At 62.3% G+C, this 19,916-nt stretch carries 19 protein-coding genes; 15 read left to right on the top strand and 4 right to left on the bottom strand.

The window, feature by feature from the left end:
• Window positions 1–45 precede the first annotated feature (45 nt).
• Both N8A98_RS15885 and N8A98_RS15880 read left to right on the top strand, forming a co-directional pair.
• Window positions 46–1,404, top strand: a complete 1,359-nt coding sequence (locus N8A98_RS15885) for a M16 family metallopeptidase (protein WP_390888777.1) — start codon at window positions 46–48, stop codon at window positions 1,402–1,404.
• The gene (locus N8A98_RS15880) at window positions 1,401–2,732 is read left to right on the top strand and encodes a M16 family metallopeptidase (protein ID WP_262166693.1); all 1,332 of its coding nucleotides are present in this window, start codon (window positions 1,401–1,403) and stop codon (window positions 2,730–2,732) included. Before N8A98_RS15885 ends, N8A98_RS15880 begins: the two co-directional genes overlap by 4 nt.
• A gap of 57 nt (window positions 2,733–2,789) precedes the next feature.
• Here the strand turns inward: N8A98_RS15880 and N8A98_RS15875 are convergent, their stop codons facing one another.
• The 3 genes from N8A98_RS15875 to N8A98_RS15865 form a co-directional block, all read right to left on the bottom strand.
• On the bottom strand, window positions 2,790–3,596 hold the full coding sequence (locus N8A98_RS15875) for a hypothetical protein (RefSeq protein ID WP_262166691.1): 807 nt from the start codon (window positions 3,594–3,596) through the stop codon (window positions 2,790–2,792).
• A 358-nt stretch (window positions 3,597–3,954) separates the two neighbouring features.
• The gene (locus N8A98_RS15870; protein ID WP_113121832.1) at window positions 3,955–4,884 is read right to left on the bottom strand and encodes a response regulator transcription factor; all 930 of its coding nucleotides are present in this window, start codon (window positions 4,882–4,884) and stop codon (window positions 3,955–3,957) included.
• Window positions 4,871–8,248: a hybrid sensor histidine kinase/response regulator gene (locus tag N8A98_RS15865; RefSeq protein WP_262166689.1), complete on the bottom strand. Its 3,378-nt coding sequence runs from the start codon at window positions 8,246–8,248 to the stop codon at window positions 4,871–4,873. The genes N8A98_RS15870 and N8A98_RS15865 overlap by 14 nt, the downstream gene beginning before the upstream one ends.
• A gap of 278 nt (window positions 8,249–8,526) precedes the next feature.
• On the opposite strand from N8A98_RS15865, the gene urtA reads away from it, so the two are divergent.
• From urtA to urtE, 5 genes are all read left to right on the top strand, one after another.
• Complete coding sequence (gene urtA / locus N8A98_RS15860; RefSeq protein ID WP_262172024.1) at window positions 8,527–9,801, top strand: urea ABC transporter substrate-binding protein; 1,275 nt, start codon at window positions 8,527–8,529, stop codon at window positions 9,799–9,801.
• A 69-nt stretch (window positions 9,802–9,870) separates the two neighbouring features.
• The gene (gene urtB, locus N8A98_RS15855; RefSeq protein WP_390888776.1) at window positions 9,871–11,499 is read left to right on the top strand and encodes an urea ABC transporter permease subunit UrtB; all 1,629 of its coding nucleotides are present in this window, start codon (window positions 9,871–9,873) and stop codon (window positions 11,497–11,499) included.
• 34 nt (window positions 11,500–11,533) lie between these two features.
• Window positions 11,534–12,754: an urea ABC transporter permease subunit UrtC gene (urtC, locus tag N8A98_RS15850; RefSeq protein WP_262166687.1), complete on the top strand. Its 1,221-nt coding sequence runs from the start codon at window positions 11,534–11,536 to the stop codon at window positions 12,752–12,754.
• Between the two features lie 4 nt (window positions 12,755–12,758).
• Entirely contained in the window at window positions 12,759–13,508 is a 750-nt protein-coding gene (urtD, locus tag N8A98_RS15845) for an urea ABC transporter ATP-binding protein UrtD (protein WP_262166686.1), read from the top strand.
• Between the two features lies 1 nt (window position 13,509).
• The gene (gene urtE / locus N8A98_RS15840) at window positions 13,510–14,211 is read left to right on the top strand and encodes an urea ABC transporter ATP-binding subunit UrtE (RefSeq protein WP_262166684.1); all 702 of its coding nucleotides are present in this window, start codon (window positions 13,510–13,512) and stop codon (window positions 14,209–14,211) included.
• 60 nt (window positions 14,212–14,271) lie between these two features.
• Here urtE and N8A98_RS15835 read toward each other — a convergent pair whose 3' ends face one another.
• Complete coding sequence (locus N8A98_RS15835; RefSeq protein ID WP_262166682.1) at window positions 14,272–14,604, bottom strand: hypothetical protein; 333 nt, start codon at window positions 14,602–14,604, stop codon at window positions 14,272–14,274.
• Between the two features lie 92 nt (window positions 14,605–14,696).
• Here N8A98_RS15835 and N8A98_RS15830 point away from each other — a divergent pair, with 92 nt between their 5' ends.
• The 8 genes from N8A98_RS15830 (at window position 14,697) to N8A98_RS15795 (ending at window position 19,854) form a co-directional block, all read left to right on the top strand.
• Window positions 14,697–15,491, top strand: a complete 795-nt coding sequence (locus tag N8A98_RS15830; protein WP_262166681.1) for an urease accessory protein UreD — start codon at window positions 14,697–14,699, stop codon at window positions 15,489–15,491.
• Between the two features lie 9 nt (window positions 15,492–15,500).
• Window positions 15,501–15,803 carry an urease subunit gamma gene (locus N8A98_RS15825; RefSeq protein WP_092182005.1) on the top strand — a complete coding sequence of 101 codons (303 nt, stop codon included), beginning with the start codon at window positions 15,501–15,503 and terminating at the stop codon, window positions 15,801–15,803.
• 9 nt (window positions 15,804–15,812) lie between these two features.
• Window positions 15,813–16,118: an urease subunit beta gene (locus N8A98_RS15820; RefSeq protein ID WP_113121840.1), complete on the top strand. Its 306-nt coding sequence runs from the start codon at window positions 15,813–15,815 to the stop codon at window positions 16,116–16,118.
• A 4-nt stretch (window positions 16,119–16,122) separates the two neighbouring features.
• A complete protein-coding gene (locus N8A98_RS15815) occupies window positions 16,123–16,545 on the top strand; it encodes a hypothetical protein (protein ID WP_262166676.1) in 423 nt (140 codons plus the stop codon).
• 12 nt (window positions 16,546–16,557) lie between these two features.
• Entirely contained in the window at window positions 16,558–18,267 is a 1,710-nt protein-coding gene (ureC, locus tag N8A98_RS15810; RefSeq protein ID WP_262166674.1) for an urease subunit alpha, read from the top strand.
• Between the two features lie 74 nt (window positions 18,268–18,341).
• Entirely contained in the window at window positions 18,342–18,791 is a 450-nt protein-coding gene (locus N8A98_RS15805; RefSeq protein WP_113121843.1) for a DUF4126 family protein, read from the top strand.
• A 76-nt stretch (window positions 18,792–18,867) separates the two neighbouring features.
• Complete coding sequence (locus N8A98_RS15800; RefSeq protein WP_262166672.1) at window positions 18,868–19,257, top strand: MliC family protein; 390 nt, start codon at window positions 18,868–18,870, stop codon at window positions 19,255–19,257.
• Window positions 19,258–19,263: 6 nt separating this feature from the next.
• Window positions 19,264–19,854 (top strand): hypothetical protein, encoded by a 591-nt coding sequence (locus N8A98_RS15795; RefSeq protein WP_262166670.1) that lies wholly within the window; start codon window positions 19,264–19,266, stop codon window positions 19,852–19,854.
• Window positions 19,855–19,916 lie beyond the last annotated feature (62 nt).

Below are 19,916 nucleotides of genomic sequence, written 5' to 3'. Positions count from 1 at the left end.
CGAACTCGTCTACCCATGCGCCATCGTCTTTCCGGGAACCTGCCGATGATGTTCAAATCCGCCATGGCGTTCGCCCTGACCGCGCTGCTTGTCGTGCCTGTTATGGCCGAGGAGGCCGTGCAGCCCGAAGCGCCGGTAGCCGAGCATTTCGTGCTCGACAATGGGCTTGAGGTCGTGGTGATCCCCAATCATCGCGCGCCGATCGTGACCCATATGGTCTGGTACAAGGTGGGCAGTGCCGATGAGGCGCCGGGCAAATCGGGGATTGCCCATTTTCTCGAGCACCTGATGTTCAAGGGCACGGCGCGCCATCCGGCGGGGGAACTCGATCGCTTCGTTACCGAAATTGGCGGCAGCGGCAACGCGTTCACCACCACCGACGTCACGGCCTATTACCAGGTCATTCCGCCCGACGCGCTGGCCGATGTGATGGACTTCGAGGCGGACCGCATGCGCGGCCTGATCCTCACCGAGGATGTGATCGGCTCGGAACGCGATGTGGTGCTTGAGGAGCGGCGCATGCGCACCGATGGCAATCCGCAGGCGCTGTTGCAGGAGGAGGTCAACGCCACCCTGTTCCAGAACCATCCCTATCGCATTCCCACCATTGGCTGGATGCACGAGATGGAGCAGCTCAACCGCGCCGATGCGGTGGCGTTCTACAATCAATATTATGCGCCCAACAACGCCGTGCTGGTGGTGGCGGGCGATGTCGATGCGCAGACGGTTCGCACGCTGGCCCAAGCCAGCTATGGTGTCGTGCCGCGTGGCCCCGACCTGCCGCCGCGGGTGCGTCCGTCCGAACCCGAGCACAATACCAGGCGCACCGTGACCCTGGCCGACCCGCGCGTGGGAATCCCGAGCTTCAGCACCTCCTGGATCGTGCCCACCTATCGGACCGCCGAAGATGGCGAGGCCGAGGCGCTGGACCTGCTCTCGGAAATCCTGGGCGGGGGCAGCCGCAGCCGGCTCTATCAGCAGATCGTCAAAACCGGCATCGGCGCTTCGGCGGCCACCCGCTATGATGGCGGGGCCTATGACCCCAGCACCTTCACGCTCTATGGCGCGCCGCAGCCGGACAAGGCGCTGGCCGAGGTCGAGGCGGCCATCTCCGCGCAGGTCACGCAGCTGATCAAGGATGGCGTCACCCAGGCCGAACTGGATGCGGCCAAGGCGCGCTATGTGCGCTCCATCATTTTCGCCCGCGATGTGCAATTCAGCATGGCCAATATCTATGGCGCCGAGCTGGCCAATGGCGGCAGCATCGACAATCTCACCGAGTGGCCCGACCGGATTCGCGCCGTCACCATCGAGCAGGTGCAGGCCGTGGCCGCAAAATATCTCGATCCAGACCTTGCCGTGACCAGCTATCTGCTGCCCAGCGACGCCGGAGCCCAAGAATGACCTATTTGCCCATGCTCCGCCGTCCGCTCGCAATCCTTGCCGCGCTGTTGACGCTGCTGCTGGCCCTGCCCGCACAGGCGGAAGTGCAATTCCAGCAAGTCACCTCGCCCAAGGGCATCAAGGCCTGGCTGGTGGAAGACCATTCCCTGCCCCTGATCACCATCCGCTTTGCCTTTGAAGGCGGCACCACGCAGGATCCGGTGGGCAAAGAAGGGCTGGCCAATCTGATGACCGCCCTGTTCGACGAAGGCGCGGGGGATCTGGATAGCGAGGCCTTCCAGATCGCGCTGGATAATGTCGGGGCGGAAATGGGCTTTGCCGCCGATAACGACGCCCTTTATGGCTCGATGCGCCTGCTCAGCGAACAGCGCGACGAGGCGCTGGACCTGCTCAAACTGGCGATCGAGGCGCCGCGCTTCGATCAGGACCCCATCGATCGCATGCGGGCGCAGATCGTCGCGGGCATTGTGGCCTCCGCCAAGGACCCGGGCAAGGCGGCGCAAACGCTGTGGGCACAGGCGCTCTATGGCGAACACCCCTATGCCCGCCGCCGCGAGGGCAATCCGGAAACGCTGGCCGGTGTAACGGCGGATGATCTGCGGGCGTTGCACAAGGCCATTTTCGCCCGCGCCAACCTGCATGTCGCAATCGTCGGCGATATCGACGCGGCAGATGCCGCGCAGGTGCTCGACATGCTGTTCGGCGCCCTGCCCGAGCAGCCGGCGCTGACGCCGGTAGCCGATATCGAACCCGTGCTCGGCAAGGACCTCGAGGTCAATTACGACCTGCCGCAGACGGCGATTTATCTCGCCTATCCCGGCATCAAGCGCGATGCGCCGGACTATTTCGCCGCCTATCTGATGAATGAAATCCTGGGCGGCCGCAGCATCCTGTCGCGCCTTACCGCCGAAGTGCGCGAACAGCGCGGGCTGGCCTACAATATCAGTTCGGCCCTGCTCAATTTCCAGCACACCGAAATGCTGATCATCGGCACAGCCACCCGCCCCGACCGCGCCGAGGAAACGCTGACTGTGGCGCAGGACGTCATCGCCCGGCTGGCCAAGGATGGGCCGACAGCAGCCGAACTGGCCTCGGCCAAGAAATATGTGATCGGCTCCTATCCAATCAACGAGCTGAACTCATCGAGCGCGATCGCCAATACCCTGGTCGGTCCCGACCTGCGCAATCTGGGCATCGACCACCTGACGCGACGAGAAGAACTGATCGAGGCGGTGAGTGTCGAGGACGTCAAAGCCGTCGCCGCCAAGCTGCTCACCGTCAAGCCGACGACATTGCTGATCGGCCCACAGGCCCAGCCAGCGCCTTAGGGCAAACACGCCAAGGCCCGGCAGTGCCGGGCCTTGGACAAATGCACAATCGGCTGGTTAGTAGACGTAGACCGTCAGTTGCGAGCCGGAGCGTTTGACCGCGAAGACACGGTCTGGCCCGAAGCTGGCGCGGCTGAGCGAGGTGCTGATCAGCGCGTCGTTCATGACGGCGTTCTGCAAGGCCGGGCCAAAGCCGGAGCCGTCCAGCTGGCCTTGCAGCCAGACCCGGATTTCCGGGCACACGCCGACACGCTGGATCTGCACATTCGAGGCACGGGCCCAGGAAGCATCCATGCGGGTCGAACGCACCAGGCGCACCAGCTGGTTGGGCGACTGGCCGGCACAGGCCGCATTCGCGAAGCCACCGGCCCCGCCGCCGCCGGGCAGGATGCCGCCGGGGCCACCAGGACCTCCGGGACCGCCAGGTCCGCCGGGGCCACCAGGACCTCCCGGCCCGCCAGGATTACCCGGTCCGCCAGGGCCTCCCGGCCCGCCGGGATTGCCGATCCCGATGCCGATATCGATCAGGCTTTCGCCGCCGATATTGGCGGTAACGCCCACCGTATCGTTGAGCAGGTTCGCCTCGGCATCCAGGAGACCGCCGCTGCCGCCGACCTCCACATTGGCATTGGCGATCGTGCCGCCATTACCGATATTGGCATCGACGTCCAGCAGACCGCTATCGTCGCCGCCCAGACCGATATTGACGAGACCGGAGTCAGAAGCAGGCCCCGAGCTGATATTGACTAAGCTATTATCATCGCCGCTGCCCAGAATACCTCCAAGCAAACCTTCGGAGAAGGCAGGCATTGCCGTACCGGCAAGCAAGATGCCGGCAAGAACTGTTGAAACAACTCTCCTCATCGCATTTTCTCCTCGTTACAGCCTTGTTGGCCGCATAGAAGAGACGCGGGGCCGAAGGTTAAGTTTCGGACTTGGACGATCACATAATTTCATGCCAAACGTCTGGTAAATCTCGATTTTCCATTTTCATTAACTCTTCTAAAATTTTGAATACAGGACAATAAAAAAGGACGCGAAACCGAGGTTTCGCGTCCCACCGGAGACACCACAAAGGAGCGTCAGCCTCTGCGGCAGTCCACCGAAGGTTGGCGCATCGAAACGGCGACACGCCAAGCCTAGGCCCGTCATTGGCGGGCTCGGTAAACTAACGGGGCTGGCAAGCATGGGTTCCCGTGTGGGGAAAGACGTGATCGGCTGATCAATCCTCCAATGAGGATTGCAGCACATGGGTGGCGCGGATGGCCGCCGAGGCGCGGTTTTCCACCCCGAGCTTGGAATAGACCTGTTCGAGGTGCTTGTTCACCGTGCGCGGGCTGAGCCCAAGGATGTCCCCAATATCGCGGTTGGACTTGCCGCGGGCGATCCATAATAGCACTTCGCTTTCGCGCTGCGTCAGGCCGAACTGGCGGCGCAGAATGCCATCCTGGTTCTCGTCGCCGGGGGTGAGCAGGCGGAACAGATATTCGTCAGCCCCGATCATGCCCAGGCACATGAGCTGGATGCGCGCACCGTTGCCGGGCTCAAGCATCAGGCTGTCGCCAGCGATGGAATTGGCGCCGGCACGAGCATCGAGCCAGGGCCGGACTTGGGCAGCGATGAAGGCAGCAGCATCCATGCCGGGCATGGTGCGCTCCAGTAGCTTACCCGCCTGCGGCGTCGCCCACAGCGTTACGCCGCCGCTGGACAGCGCCATCAAATGCCGGCCGGCGGCGTCGAGCGCCACCCGTGCGCTTTGCGCCCGGCGGGCATTGGCCAGATGCACGCGGATGCGGGCGCGTAGCTCATCAAGATTGATGGGCTTGGTGAGATAATCCACCCCGCCCACATCGAGCGCATGCACGATATGCTCGGTCTCGGTCAGCCCGGTCATGAAAATCACGGGTACCTGCGCCACGCTCGACATCGCCTTGAGGCGCGTGCAGGTCTCAAAGCCGTCGAGCCCCGGCATGACGGCATCCATCAGGATGATATCGGGCACGATCTTGCCGGCGATACTGAGCGCCGCCTCGCCGCTGCGGGCGAGCAGGACCGTGACGCCTTCGGCCTCCAGAGCCGTGGTCAGGAAGCTCAATGACTCAATGGAGTCATCGACCACCAGGGCAATATATTGCTTCTCAACTTCGCTCATTTTCGCCCACGCTGTTGAGGATCGCGGCATAGCCGTCGAAATCGTAGGTTTCGATCTGCTGGCGCAAAGCCGCGACCAGCGGACCATGGCGCGGATCATCGGCCAGCGCCGAGAGCCGCGCATCAATGCCGCGGACATGACCGATCTCGCCCAGCGCCAGAAGCTCGCCAACCACATCGGCACCGGGCGAAACAATGTCGGCCGCCGGGGTCACCGGAGCATCCACAGCCGCTTGATCCTCAACCCAGCTGATGCCCAGATGCGCGCCAAGCTTGTCGAGCAACTGTCCATAATTGAGCGGCTTGGCCATGCTGTCGTTGTGGCCAGTATCGGTCGTGGGCTGGCCCAGGCCATCGCCGATATTGGCTGAGAGCATGATGATGGGCGCGCCCTGCCCGCCATCGCGCAGCTTTTCCACCAGCTCCCAGCCATTCATTCCGGGCATCAGAATATCCACGAAGAACAGGTCCGGCTTGATGGCCTCGACCAGGGTGAGGCAATTGGGACCATCGACCGCCGTCAGCACGGTGAAATCGAGCGGCACCAGCAATTCGCGCATCATTTCGCGGTGTTCGGCATTGTCGTCAACCACCATGATGGTGCGGCGCGGCCCGCTATAGGTGCGGATGCGCAGCTCTTCATGCGGCTTGGCGGCGGGGCGTTCTACACGCGCCAGCATCAGGCGCACCTTGAAGGTGGAGCCTGTGCCAGGCGTGCTCTGCACCTGGATTTCCCCGCCCAGCGTTTCGGCCAGCAGCTTGGTGATGGTGAGGCCCAGCCCCAGTCCCGGCGTCAGCCGATTGCGCTCGGCCTCGCCGCGCACAAAGGGCTCGAACACCCGGCTGAGATCGGCCTCGCCAATGCCGTGGCCGCTATCACTGACGGTGAAAGTGGCGACCTGCGAGCGGTAGGCGACCTCGAAGGACACAAAGCCCCTATCGGTGAACTTGATCGCGTTGGACAGCAGATTGACCAGAATCTGCCGCAACCGCTTTTCATCGGTGCGCACGAATTGCGGCAGGTTGGGCGCCACCTTGTAGCGGAATTCCAGCCCCTTGGCCTCGCCCTGCAGCCGGAACATTTCGCGGATCTGGCTGAGGAAATCGTGGATATTGATCTCGTTGGAATAGACCTGCAACCGCCCCGCCTCGATGCGGGAAATGTCGAGCAGCCCATCGATCAGGCCGGACAGGTGCTCGGCGCTGCGGCGGATGACCTTGACCGAGGCGCGGCGCGGGGCCGGCACGGTCTCGTCGCGCTCAAGGATTTGCGCATAGCCCAGCACGGCATTGAGCGGGGTGCGCAATTCGTGGCTGAGGCCCACCACATAGCGGCTCTTGGCCTGATTGGCGGCCTCGGCGACTTCCTTGGCCTTTTGCAGGGCCGCGTCGGTGCGGTTATGGGCGGCGATTTCCTTCATCAGCAGGGTGTTCTGGCGCGAGCTTTCTTCCTCGGCCACAAGGCGACTGTCATGCGCCAGCACCAGGAACCAGGCGACAATGCCCGCCACCACCGCAAAGACGAAGAAGACCACGAGGATGGTGCCGCCCACCACTTCCTCGGTGTCAGGCGCCGCGCCGGCGGCGAAATAGTAGATCAGCCCCAGAATCGAGCCGATCAGCGCCAGCGAAATGCAGAACGATATGCCATAGCGCCCCAGCCGGCTTTGCAGCTTGTCGATGGCCCAATCGGGCAGGATGCTGGCGGCGACGGCTCGGGTCTGGGCGCGAAAATGCGCATTGGGCTTGCACATGTCATGGCAGCGCGCATCGAGCGAACAGCAGAGCGAGCAGATCGGCGCCGCATAGGCAGGGCACCACGCCATATCCTCCGGCTCGAACGGATGCTCGCAGATCGAGCAGGTGACTGATTTCAGGTTCTGCCACTGCTTGCGGGGCTTGCGCGCCAGATAATATTTGCCCTTGGTGGCCCAGGCGATGGTAGGCGAGGCGATGAGGGCCACGACCAGCGCGATATAGGGCGCCAAAGCCGCAGCCATTTCGCCAAAGGCGCCGAAATGAGCCACCAGCGCCACCACGGCCGAAAGCAGCATGGACCCCAGACCCACGGGGTTGATGTCATAGAGATGGGCGCGCTTGAACTCGATGCCGGGCGGGGCCAGGCCCAGCGGCTTGTTGATGAACAGGTCAGCGGAGATCGAACACAGCCAGGCCATGGCGATGATCGAGAAAATGCCCAGGGTTTCCTCGAGCAGCCGGTAAATCCCCAGCTCCATCAGCAGCAGCGCAATGCCGACATTGAACAATAGCCAGACCACGCGGCCGGGATGGCTATGGGTCAGCCGCGAGAAGAAGTTCGACCAGGCGAGCGAACCTGCATAGGCGTTCATCACATTGATCTTGAGCTGGCTGACCACCACGAACACGGCCATCAGCAGCAACGCCACCACCTCATTGGGGATCATGTAGCCAAAGGCGATGGAATACATATAGCCCGGCTCGGAGGCATGTTCCGGCGACACACCCGACGAGAGCGCCAGATAGGCGAGGAACGAGCCGGCCAGCAGCTTGGGCGCGCCGACCACGACCCACCCTGCCCCGGCCAGAAATATTGCCAGCTTCTGGCGGAGCTTTGGGCTGCCATCGGCCGGCAGGAAGCGCAGGAAATCGACCTGCTCGCCAATCTGCGTCATCAGCGCCAGAATCACGGCTGACGCGGCGCCAAATTTGGCGACATCGAAGGGCGCAATACTGCCTGCCACGCCTTCGGGTTGGCCGAGGCCTCCAAAGGCGCGCCACAGATCGAACTTTTCCCAATCCATGAAAGCGATGAAAAAGAACGGCGCGATATTGAGAATGATCCAGATCGGCTGGGTCCAGATCTGGAACCGGCTGATCATCCGCACGCCATGCGTCACCAGCGGAATGACGATGATGGCGCTGATGATATGGCCGATCCACAGCGGAATCCCGAACGCCAATTGCAGGGCGCTCGACATGATCGAGGCCTCGATCGCGAAAAGGATGAAGGTGAAGCTGGCATAGATCAGCGAGGTGATAGTCGAGCCGATATAGCCAAAGCTGGCGCCCCGGGTCAGCAGGTCGATATCCACGCCATGCCGCCGCGCATAGCGCGAGATGGGCACCCCAACCAGCAGGATGGCGATGGAGGCGACCAACACCGCGATCATCGCATTGGTCGTGCCATAGGAGAGCGTGATCGCCCCGCCAATGGCTTCGAGCGCCAGGAACGAGATGGCCCCTATCGCGGTTTGCGAAATGGTGTCGCTGGAATATCGGCGCGCCGATTTTGCGGTAAAGCGCAGCGCATAGTCTTCCAGCGTCTGGTCGGCGACCCAGCGATTATATTCGCGCCTGATCGGAATAATTCGCTGCCGCGCCATGGGCCCTGTCTAATTGTTAATCGCGTTGCGGGACTGCCCAAAAAACTATCGTTGTTATCTCTGCCACGCAATGCACCGCAAAGCCAAGCCAGCCCTGCATTTTTCACCACCTGACCCGCGGGCGCTCCCTCCGGGTTACGTCAATCGACGTATACGCCCCCGTTAACAATAGTCCCAAGGTCAGCATCCGTGACCCATCGCCGCCTGGGGGCGTGTTGGGCAAGCGAAATGAATGAGGGACAATAATGACAACTGGAAAACGCCTGCTACGCACGCTCATGGCGCTGGGCCTGATGGCCGGAACCGCCCTGCCAGCCGTGCCGGCACTGGCGCAGGAAGACACCATCAAGGTGGGCATCCTGCACTCGCTGTCAGGCACGATGGCAATCTCGGAAACCACGCTCAAGGACACCATGCTGTTCCTGATCGACGAGCAGAACAAGAAGGGCGGCGTTCTGGGCAAGCAGCTCGAGCCGGTCGTTGTCGATATCGCTTCGGATTGGCCGCTGGCCGCCGAACTCGCCCGCCAGTTGATCGAAGTCGACAAGGTCGACGTGGTGTTCGGCTGCTGGACCTCGGTGTGCCGCAAATCCGTGCTGCCGGTGTTCGAGGAACTGAACGGCCTGCTGTTCTACCCCGTGCAGTATGAGGGCGAAGAAAGCCAGCGCAACGTGTTCTATACCGGCGCCGCGCCCAACCAGCAGGCTATTCCGGCTGTTGATTACCTGGCCAACGAAGAAGGCGTCGAACGCTGGGTTCTGGCCGGCACCGACTATGTCTATCCCCAGACCACCAACAAGATTCTTGAGCAATATCTCAAGGACAAGGGCGTGGCTGCTGAAGACATCATGATCAACTATACCCCGTTCGGACATTCCGATTGGCAGACTATCGTCTCCGACATCAAGGCCTTCGGCTCGGCTGGCAAGAAGACCGCCGTGGTCTCTACCATCAATGGCGACGCCAACGTGCCGTTCTACCGTGAACTGGGCAACCAGGGCATCGATGCCGCCGATATTCCGGTCGTCGCCTTCTCGGTGGGTGAGGAAGAACTGGCCGGCCTCGACACCGCGCCGCTGGTGGGGCACCTGGCCGCCTGGAACTACTTCATGTCGGTCGATACCCCCGAGAATGAAGAGTTCATCGCCGCCTGGCAGGCCTTCATCGGCAGCACCGACCGCGTGACCAACGATCCGATGGAAGCCCATTATATCGGCTTCAACATGTGGGTGAAGGCCGTGGAAGCTGCCGGCACCACCGATAGCGATGCTGTCATCGACTCGATCATCGGCGTCGCCGTGCCGAACCTGTCCGGTGGCCTTGCCTCCATGGCGCCGAACCATCACATCACCAAGCCCGTGCTGATTGGCGAAATCCAGGACGATGGCCAGTTCGACATCGTCTACGAGACCCCCGGCCTGGTGCTGGGCGACGAGTGGAGCGACTTCCTGCCCGAGTCCAAGCCCCTGATCGCCGATTGGCGGGCGCCCCTGTCCTGCGGCAATTTCAACACCGCCACCATGACCTGCGGCGGCGCGACAACCACCCCATAAGCTGAAATCCCGGGGAAGGCGGCCCAGCTGCCTTCCCTGTTCTTGCCGTCCAACACCTGGAGAATGCCGATGTCCGTCAAGCGACTGTCCGCCGCATTGCTGGCGTTGTTCATGCTGCTGACCGCCATTGTGCCCAGCCTGGCCCAGCCATCGGATGCCGAGCTCACCACGCTGATCGACGCTCTGGCCCCCGGCGACTACGCTGACCGCGAAGCGGCCATTGCTGCCCTCGTCGCTACCGGCGATACCCGCGTCTCCCCCATTCTCAATACCCTTTCCGAAGGTGACCTCTATGTCGTCGAATCGACTGGCCGCGTCGTCTATGTCGAGCGCCGGGGCGACAATTACGCCACCACCGATCCGCTGACCGGCGCCGAGCTGGGCGAAGTGGGCCGCCGCGATGCCGAGAAGGTGCGCGTCAACAACAACCTGCGCCGCGTCATCCGCTCCGCCATCGGGCAAATGACGCTGCTCAGCGACAATCCGGCGACGCGCCGCGCCGCAACCCAGTCGATCATGCGCGATGCCGACCCGGTCAATCTGCCGCTGCTCGACGAGGCTTTGGCCGCCGAGACTGATCCCGGCGTCAAGACGCTGATGCAAACCGCTCGCGCCTTTATCGTACTGCAGGACCCGGACGCCAGCATTGAGGACCGCGAGGCCGCGGCGCCCGTGGTCGCCAAATCCGGCGACAGTTCCGCCATCACCGTGCTGCGTGGCGCCCTGGCCAATGCCCCCGATGCGCTCAAGGCCGATATTCAGGCCAGCCTTGATGGCCTCAACCGCGATGCGGCGGCCTGGGGCGCGGTGCAGAACGTCTGGTACGGCATCTCGCTCGGCTCGGTGCTGCTGCTGGCGGCCATTGGCCTTGCCATCACCTTCGGCGTCATGGGCGTGATCAACATGGCGCATGGCGAAATGGTCATGCTGGGCGCTTATACCACCTTCATGACGCAGGCCCTGATCCGCCAATATGCGCCGGGACTGGCCGAGTATTCGCTGGCCGTCGCCCTGCCCGCGGCGTTCCTCTTTACCGCGCTGGTCGGCATCGCCATCGAGCGCGGCGTGATCCGCTGGCTCTATGGACGGCCGCTCGAAACCCTGCTGGCCACCTGGGGCATTTCGTTGATCCTGCAGCAATCGGTCCGCACCATCTTCGGGCCGACCAACCAGATGGTGTCCAATCCAAGCTGGATGTCGGGCTCGGTGGCCTTTTACGGGCTGTCGATCACTTGGAACCGCTTCTGGATCGTCATGTTCGCCATCGCAGTCTTCCTGATGCTGCTGATGATCCTCAACCGCACCCCGCTTGGCCTGCAAATGCGCGCCGTGACACAGAACCGGCGCATGGCCTCGGCCATGGGCATCCGCACGCCAATGGTCGACGCACTGACTTTTGGTCTGGGTTCGGGCATTGCCGGGCTCGCCGGCGTGGCGCTCAGCCAGATCGACAATGTCTCGCCCAATCTAGGCCAGGGCTACATCATCGACAGCTTCATGGTCGTGGTGTTCGGCGGGGTGGGCAATCTGTGGGGCACGCTGGTCGGCGCACTCACCCTCGGCGTCGCCAACAAATTCCTCGAACCCTATGCCGGCGCCGTACTCGGCAAAATCCTGATCCTGGTCATGATCATCCTCTTCATCCAGCGCCGGCCCCGCGGCCTGTTTGCCCTCAAGGGAAGGGCGATCGAGCAATGAGCCGCACCACCTTCCGCCGTAACGGAGCCACGTCATGCTAACGCAAGCCCTGTTCCGCGCTTTGGACACCAAAGCCTGGTGGCTGATCGGCATTCTGATTGCCGCCGCCATTCTCGTTCCGGCCAGCAATCTGCTGCTCTCGCCCGGCCAGTTCGGCTATGTGCCGACCTATCTGGTGTCGCTGTTCGGCAAATATCTCAGCTACGCCATGCTGGCGCTCGCGCTCGATCTGGTCTGGGGCTATTGCGGCATTCTTTCGCTGGGCCATGGCGCCTTCTTCGCGCTGGGCGGCTATGGCATGGGCATGTATCTGATGCGCCAGATCGGCCCACGCGGCGTCTATGGCAATCCCACGCTGCCCGATTTCATGGTGTTCCTCAACTACAAGGAATTGCCCTGGTATTGGCTGGGCTTCGACAATTTCTGGTTCGCCATGCTCATGGTCGTGCTGGTGCCGGGCATTCTCGCCTTTGTCTTCGGCTTCCTCGCCTTCCGCAGCCGCGTCACGGGCGTCTATCTCTCCATCATCACCCAAGCGATGACCTTTGCCCTGCTGCTGGCCTTCTTCCGCAATGATATGGGCTTTGGCGGCAATAATGGCCTGACCGACTTCAAGGACATTCTGGGCCAGCCCATCGCGGCCCAAACCACGCGCGTCTCGCTCTTTGCCGCGACCGCCATTGCGCTGGCGCTGTCGGTCTTCATCTGCTCGATGATCGTCAATTCCAAGCTGGGCAAGGTCATGATCGCCATCCGCGACGCCGAAAGCCGCACAAGGTTCCTCGGCTATCGCGTGGAATATGTAAAACTCTTCGCCTTCACCGCCTCGGCCATCATGGCGGGCATTGCCGGCGCGCTCTATGTGCCGCAGGTGGGCATTATCAACCCGTCCGAATTCGAGCCGTCCAATTCCATCGAAGTGGTGATCTGGACGGCAGTGGGCGGCCGCGGCACCATTATCGGGCCGATTATCGGGGCCATCCTGGTCAATCTGGGCAAATCCTATTTCACCAGCGCCCTGCCCGAATTCTGGCTCTTTGCCCTGGGCGCGCTCTTCGTCTTCGTCACGCTGTTCATGCCCAAGGGCATTGTCGGGCTGATCGGCCAATGGCGGACGATGACGACGAAGCGCGAACAGGCGCCACCCAATGCGGCGCTGCAACCGAGTTCGCCCGAGACCTCGCAAGCCGCCGAACGCGGCGAAGACCCCGCGACCATGCTGGTCGAAACCGCCCAAATCAAGCCCGCGGAGTAAGACCATGGCCAAGGCCAGCGACACCATGCTCTATCTCGACGGCGTCTCGGTCGCCTTCGATGGCTTCAAGGCGATTAACAATCTCTCGATTATCGTGCGGCCCGCCGAAATGCTGGCCATTATCGGCCCCAATGGCGCCGGCAAGACCACGATGATGGACATCATTACCGGCAAGACGCGCCCTGACTCGGGCGAAGTGCTGTTCGACGGGCGCACCGACCTTACCAAGCTCGATGAAGCGGCCATCGCCAATCTGGGCATCGGCCGCAAGTTCCAGAAACCCACCGTGTTCGAGAGCCAGACTGTGTGGGACAATATCGAAATGGCGCTGAAAAAGCCGCGCGGGGTCTTCGCGACCCTGTTCTATTCGGCCAGCGCCGACGACGTCGCCCGCATTGATGAAATCCTCGACACGGTGCGCCTCTCGGCCCGCAAAAACGACTTCGCCGCCAATCTCAGCCATGGGCAAAAGCAATGGCTCGAAATCGGCATGCTGCTGGCACAGGACCCCAAATTGCTGCTGGTCGATGAACCGGTTGCCGGCATGACCGACAGCGAGACGGTTGAAACCGCCAAACTGCTCAAGCAAATCGCCACCACGCGTTCGGTCGTGGTCGTGGAACACGACATGAGCTTTGTGCGCGACCTCGGCTCCCGCGTCACCTGCCTGGCCGAAGGCTCGGTGCTGGCCGAGGGGAGTCTCGGACAAGTCAGCGCCAATCCGGTGGTGATCGAACGTTATTTGGGACGCTGACATGACCGCCCTTTCCATCCAATCCATCGACCTGCATTACGGCGCCGCCCAGGCGCTCAAGGCCGTGTCGCTCGAGTGCAAGCCCAATCGCATCACCGCCGTGCTCGGCCGCAACGGGGTCGGCAAATCATCGACGCTGCGGGCCATCACCGGGATCAATGCGATCTCGGCGGGCGACATCACCTTTGGCGATCAGGTGCTGAAAAAGTCCCCGCCCTATCGCCGCGCGCGCATGGGCATCGGCTATGTGCCGCAGGGCCGCGAGATTTTCCCGCTGCTGACGGTCAAGGAAAACCTCGAAACCGGCTATGCCGGCCTCAAGCGGGCCGACCGCAACATTCCCACTTACATTTTCGAGCTGTTCCCCGTGCTCAAATCCATGTTGAGCCGGCGGGGCGGCGACCTCTCGGGTGGCCAGCAACAGCAATTGGCCATTGGCCGTGCGCTGGTCACTCGACCCAAAGTCCTGGTGCTCGACGAACCGACCGAGGGTATCCAGCCCTCCATCATCAAGGATATCGGCCGGGCGCTGCAATTCCTGCGCGACGAAAAAGGCATGACCATTCTACTGGTTGAACAATTCCTCGATTTCTGTCGCGAAATCGCCGACGACATCTATGTGATGGATCGCGGCGAAATCCAGCATTCAGGCCCCGCCAGCGATCTCGACCTGCCGGAGGTGCGGCGGCATTTGATGGTCTAAAACGCAAAACGCCCGGCACAAGTGCCGGACGCCTCTTTTTCAGGGATGCAGAACCCTCGATTACATGGCAGATACCAGACCTGCCTCCACGCAGGCTTCGAGCGTCAGAGTGTCGAGGTCGACAGTAGTGGTGGCATTAGCAGCTTCATTGGGCTGCGGAGCATCCGGAGTGGCAGCATCACCGGCGTTTTCGGTGGTTTCATCACCGGCTTTGGGATCGGCCAGCGATGCGGTATCGTCAGCAGTCTTGAGTTCGTCGCAGCGTTGCTGCACGGCAGGAAGATCAGCTTCCGAGACGGCCGCTCCGTTAATCATGGTCTGGGCGAAAGCCGGACCGGACAAAGCAAAAGCGGCGGTAAGCGCAACGGCCGAGAGAGTAGTTTTGAGGTTCATTTTTCTTTTCCTATCAAAATTATCTGAGGCAGAGCCTGTGCACCCAGCAGAAACGCCGTCCCGTGCAAATCGTTGCCAATGACCATGTGATAATGCAGCGCGCGCGCGGTGTCGGTCGGTTGACGACCAAGCTGCGCGACGACGCGACGCATCTGCAAAACCTCTATCAGGAGGGCTGCGCCAAGATCCGGCTGCCCCATACGCATGACCACAGTCTTGACGCCGTGCTGATCAATACGGCGGGCGGCCTGACCGGTGGCGACCACATGCGCTGGGAAGCCGACATCGCCCCCGGCACCCGCACGACCATTACCACCCAGGCCTGCGAACGCATCTATCGCTCGACCGGCGCCACTGCCCATGTCGAAACCCAGCTCACAGTCGGCGCCGGCGCGCATCTCGACTGGCTGCCGCAGGAAACCATTCTTTTCGCCCAAAGCCGCTTCGAGCGTTCGATCAATATCGATCTTGCACCCGATGCCAGCCTCACGGCCATCGAAGCCGTGCTGCTGGGCCGCGACGCCATGGGTGAGGACGCCCGCGACGCCCTGTTCCGCGACAACTGGCGCATTCGTCGCAACGGCAGGCTGGTGCATGCCGAGGCCACCCATATCGATGGCTCGGACCTGGCCCGCGACAATCCCGCGCTCCTGGCAGGCGCCCGCGCCTTTGCCACCATCATCCATTTCGGCCCCGACTTGGCGCGCCGCCTCGAACAGGTCCGCGCGCTGCTGCCGGACGGGGCGACGGCCGCTGCCAGTGTCAACGGTGAACGTCTCGTCATACGAGCCATGGCAAATTCCGGGCTTGCGCTTCGCCGCACGATCGTTCCAATTCTTGGCGCACTGGCTCGCGCCGGCACTCTGCCGCGTCTCTGGCATTTTTAGGACATCTCGATGAATCTCACTCCGCGCGAAAAAGACAAACTGCTGATTGCCATGGCGGCCATCGTGGCCCGCAAGCGGCTTGAGCGGGGCGTCAAGCTCAACCATCCCGAAGCGATCGCGCTGATCACCGATTTCGTGGTCGAAGGCGCCCGCGACGGCCGCCCGGTGGCCGAATTGATGGAGGCGGGCGCCCATGTCATCACCCGCGCCCAGGTGATGGAGGGCATCCCCGAGATGATCCACGACATCCAGGTGGAAGCCACCTTCCCCGACGGCACCAAGCTCGTCACCGTCCACCAACCCATTCGCTAGGAGCCAGCCATGATCCCCGGTGAAGTCATTCCCCAGTCCGGCGATATCGAGCTCAATGTCGGTGCGCCCCAGATCACCATCGAGGTGGCCAATACCGGCGATCGGCCGATCCAGGTCGGCTCGCATTATCATTTCTACGAAACCAATGCCGGGCTGCGGTTTGACCGCGAGCAGGCGCGCGGCATGCGGCTCGATATCGCCGCGGGCACTGCGGTGCGCTTCGAACCGGGCCAGACCCGCGAAGTCCGGCTCGTGCCACTCAGCGGCAGCCGCACCGTTTACGGCTTCCGCCAGCAGATCATGGGACAACTCTAAGACAATGACTGAACAGACCAATACCGACGCCCGCCTTGCCGACCTGCGCCAGCGCCTCGCCGCCGTATTGCGCGACCTGACCGAAGCCGGCGTGGACGATGGCGAGGCCATGTATCTGCTGGGCGGCTCGACCGTCGGCCTGATCGACCGCGGCGGCGCCAAGGACTGGCGCGGCTTCAAGACCGGCCTGCCCGCTGCCGATTTCGCCCGCCTGCTCAAGCAGATCGAAAAGGAAGGCAATCAGCTGGTCGCCGATGGCAAAGCCAAGGCAGCCTATGCGCTGCAGGCGCTTGCCCTGTCTTTGGTCGCCAGCCGCCAGGACGACAAAATGCTGCACGAGGGCGAGCAATTGCTCGATACCGTCATCGCCGCCAGCGTCGCCCAATATCGCAAGCACGCCAAGCCCGCCGCGTCCAAGGCCCACTAAGCCGGAGTTACCATGCCAGCCCGCATTTCCCGCGCCACCTATGCCGACATGTACGGCCCGACCACCGGCGACAAGGTGCGCCTGGCCGATACCGAACTCTTCGTCGAGGTGGAAAAGGACTTCACCATCTATGGTGAGGAGGTCAAATTTGGCGGCGGCAAGGTGATCCGCGACGGCATGGGTCAAAGCCAGCGCACGCGGGCCGAAGGTGCCGTCGACACTGTCATCACCAATGCGCTGATCATCGACCATTCCGGCATCTACAAGGCCGATATCGGCCTCAAGAACGGGATGATCGCCGCCATCGGCAAAGCGGGCAATCCCGATACCCAGCCGGGCGTGACCATCATTATCGGCCCCTCGACCGAAGTGATCGCCAGCGAAGGCCGCATCATCACGGCGGGCGGGTTCGACGCTCATATCCATTTCATCTGCCCCCAGCAGATCGAGGAAGCCCTGATGAGCGGGGTGACCACCATGCTCGGCGGCGGTTCCGGCCCGGCCCACGGCACGCTGGCCACCACCTGCACCGGCGCCTGGCATGCCCAGCGCATGATCGAGAGCTTTGACGGCTTCCCGATGAACCTGGCGCTGGCCGGCAAGGGCAATGCGTCCCTGCCCGCGCCTCTGGCCGAAATGGTGCTGGCCGGGGTGTCCTCGCTCAAGCTGCATGAAGATTGGGGCACCACCCCTGCCACCATCGACAATTGCCTGTCGGTCGCCGACGAATTCGACGTCCAGGTGATGATCCACACCGATACGCTCAATGAAAGCGGGTTCGTCGAAGACACTATCGCCGCCTTCAAGGGCCGCACCATCCACGCCTTCCACACCGAAGGCGCCGGCGGCGGCCATGCCCCCGATATCCTGCGGGTGGCTGGGCTGCCCAATGTCATCCCGTCCTCGACCAACCCGACCCGGCCCTATACGCAGAACACCATTGCCGAGCATCTCGACATGCTCATGGTGTGCCACCACCTGTCCTCGTCCATTCCCGAGGACGTGGCCTTTGCCGAAAGCCGTATCCGCAAGGAAACCATCGCGGCCGAGGATATCCTGCACGATATCGGCGCGCTCTCGATCATTTCCTCGGACAGCCAGGCCATGGGCCGCGTCGGCGAAGTGATGATCCGCACCTGGCAAACCGCCGACAAGATGAAGAAGCAGCGCGGTCGTCTGCCGGAGGAAACCGGTGAGAACGACAATTTCCGCGTCAAGCGCTACATCGCCAAATACACCATCAACCCGGCGATCACCCACGGCATGAGCCAGCATATCGGCTCGGTGGAAGTGGGCAAACGCGCCGATTTGGTGATGTGGTCCCCGGCCTTTTTCGGCGTGAAGCCGGAAATGGTGCTGCTGGGCGGCTCGATTGCGGCAGCCCCCATGGGCGACCCCAATGCCTCGATCCCCACGCCCCAGCCCATGCATTACCGGCCCATGTTCGCCTCGTTCGGCAAGCTGCGCACCAGCTCGTCGGTGACCTTCGTGTCCCAGGCCGCCTATGACGATGGCCTGCGCAACAAGCTGGGCGTCGAAAAGCATATGCTGCCCGTCGGCAATACGCGGGGTGGCATCGGCAAGTCCTCGATGATCCACAATTCGGCAACACCCTTTATCGAGGTCGACCCCGAAACCTATGAAGTGCGCGCGGACGGCGTTTTGTTGACCTGCGAACCCGCAACAATTCTGCCCATGGCCCAGCGTTACTTCCTGTTCTAGCCGATTGCGCTTGGCGTAGATCGGAATAGTCTTGGCCTTGCGGCAATGGGTCCGCTCGGATTGGGGCATCCAGAATGATCTACGTCTTTGCACTGCTTATCGGGGTGGTTGCGGGCCTGCGGGCCATGACACCATTGGCCGCCATCAGTTGGGCGGCTTATCTGGGCTGGATCGACTTTGCCGGCACCCAGCTCAGCTTTATCGGCGCGCTGCCGACCGTCATCATCCTGACCATTCTGGCCATCGGCGAGCTGGTCACTGATCAGCTGCCCAAGACGCCCAGCCGCAAGGTACCGGTCCAATTCGGCGCCCGCATCGTGCTCGGCGCCCTCTGTGGCGCGCTGCTGCCGGGCAATTGGATCATTGGCGCCATTCTCGGCGCGGTCGGTGCCGTCATCGGCACTTATGGCGGCGCCGAGGCGCGTTCCCGCCTGGCGGCATCCTTCGGCAAGGACCAGCCAGCCGCACTGATCGAAGACGCGGTGGCCATCATCGCCGCGTTGCTGATCGTTTATCTCGTCTAAATCGCTCAGCCGATCCAATTTCCGCCGCCTGCATGGTCCAATCTTGGCGCTGGACAAGCGAGGAGCCAGCGCCAAAATGATCTTCATGAAGACGATTCTCACAGCATTGCTTCTGACCGGTGCGGTGACGGCCGCGCATGGCGTCGAGGCGTCATTGTCGCTCACCTTGGGCACCGATGCCTCGGCCGATATCCAAAAGCGCACCGTGCAATATGAATGTGGAACCGGCGTGCCGCTGACGGTCGATTACATCAATGCCTCGCCCAATTTCCTGGCGCTGGTCAATGTGCCCGAGGAAACCGAAAAGCTGGTCTTTGCCTCCGTCGTCTCCGGCTCCGGCGTGCGCTATGTCTCGGGTCAATGGGCCTGGCTGACGGAAGGCGCCGAAGCGAGCCTCTATGACACGACTCTGGGCGAGGACGCTCCGGCAGTCAGCACCTGCTCCGAAGCCAGCAACGCACCCTGAGCCGATATGGACCCGCAGCCGATCCACCCAGAGCTGTTCCCCCATATTCGCATCGTCATGGGCATGGTTATCGGCCTTGGCATCACCCGTCTGCTGATGGGTGTTGCCGGGCTCATCCAGCATCCCAATCGTAACAAGCCTTCTACGGTCCATCTGCTCTGGGTGGGCTCGATCCTGGTGGAACTGGTGCTGTTCTGGTGGTGGGAATTCGCCCTGTTCCAGATCAACAGCTGGTCGTTCGGGCTATTCTTCTTCCTCATTTTCTACGCCGTCACGCTGTTCCTGATGGCAGCTCTGCTCTTCCCCGACAACATCACCGAATATGCCGGCTACGAGGATTTCTTCCTCAAGCGGCGCAAGTGGTTCTTCGGCCTGTTGGCGGCGACCTTCGTGTTCGATTCCATCGATACGTTGATCAAGGGCGCCGAACATTGGGAACGCTTCGGGCCGGATTATTTCCTGCAAGTGCCGTTCGGCCTGGTGCTCTGTGCGCTGGGTATCTGGTCGGCCAGTCGGCGGCTGCATATCGCCATACCGGCATTGCACATCGGCTACCAGCTCTATTGGATCATCAAGGTCTTCAATACCATGACCTGACGCCCCTGAGCGTTTCCAGCAAAAGTGGTGACGGTTTTGCGGTTCGGAAACGCGAAAACGAA

It is taken from the genome of Devosia neptuniae, from assembly GCF_025452235.1.
Lineage (GTDB): Bacteria > Pseudomonadota > Alphaproteobacteria > Rhizobiales > Devosiaceae > Devosia.
This window is presented reverse-complemented; position numbering and strand designations above follow the sequence as displayed.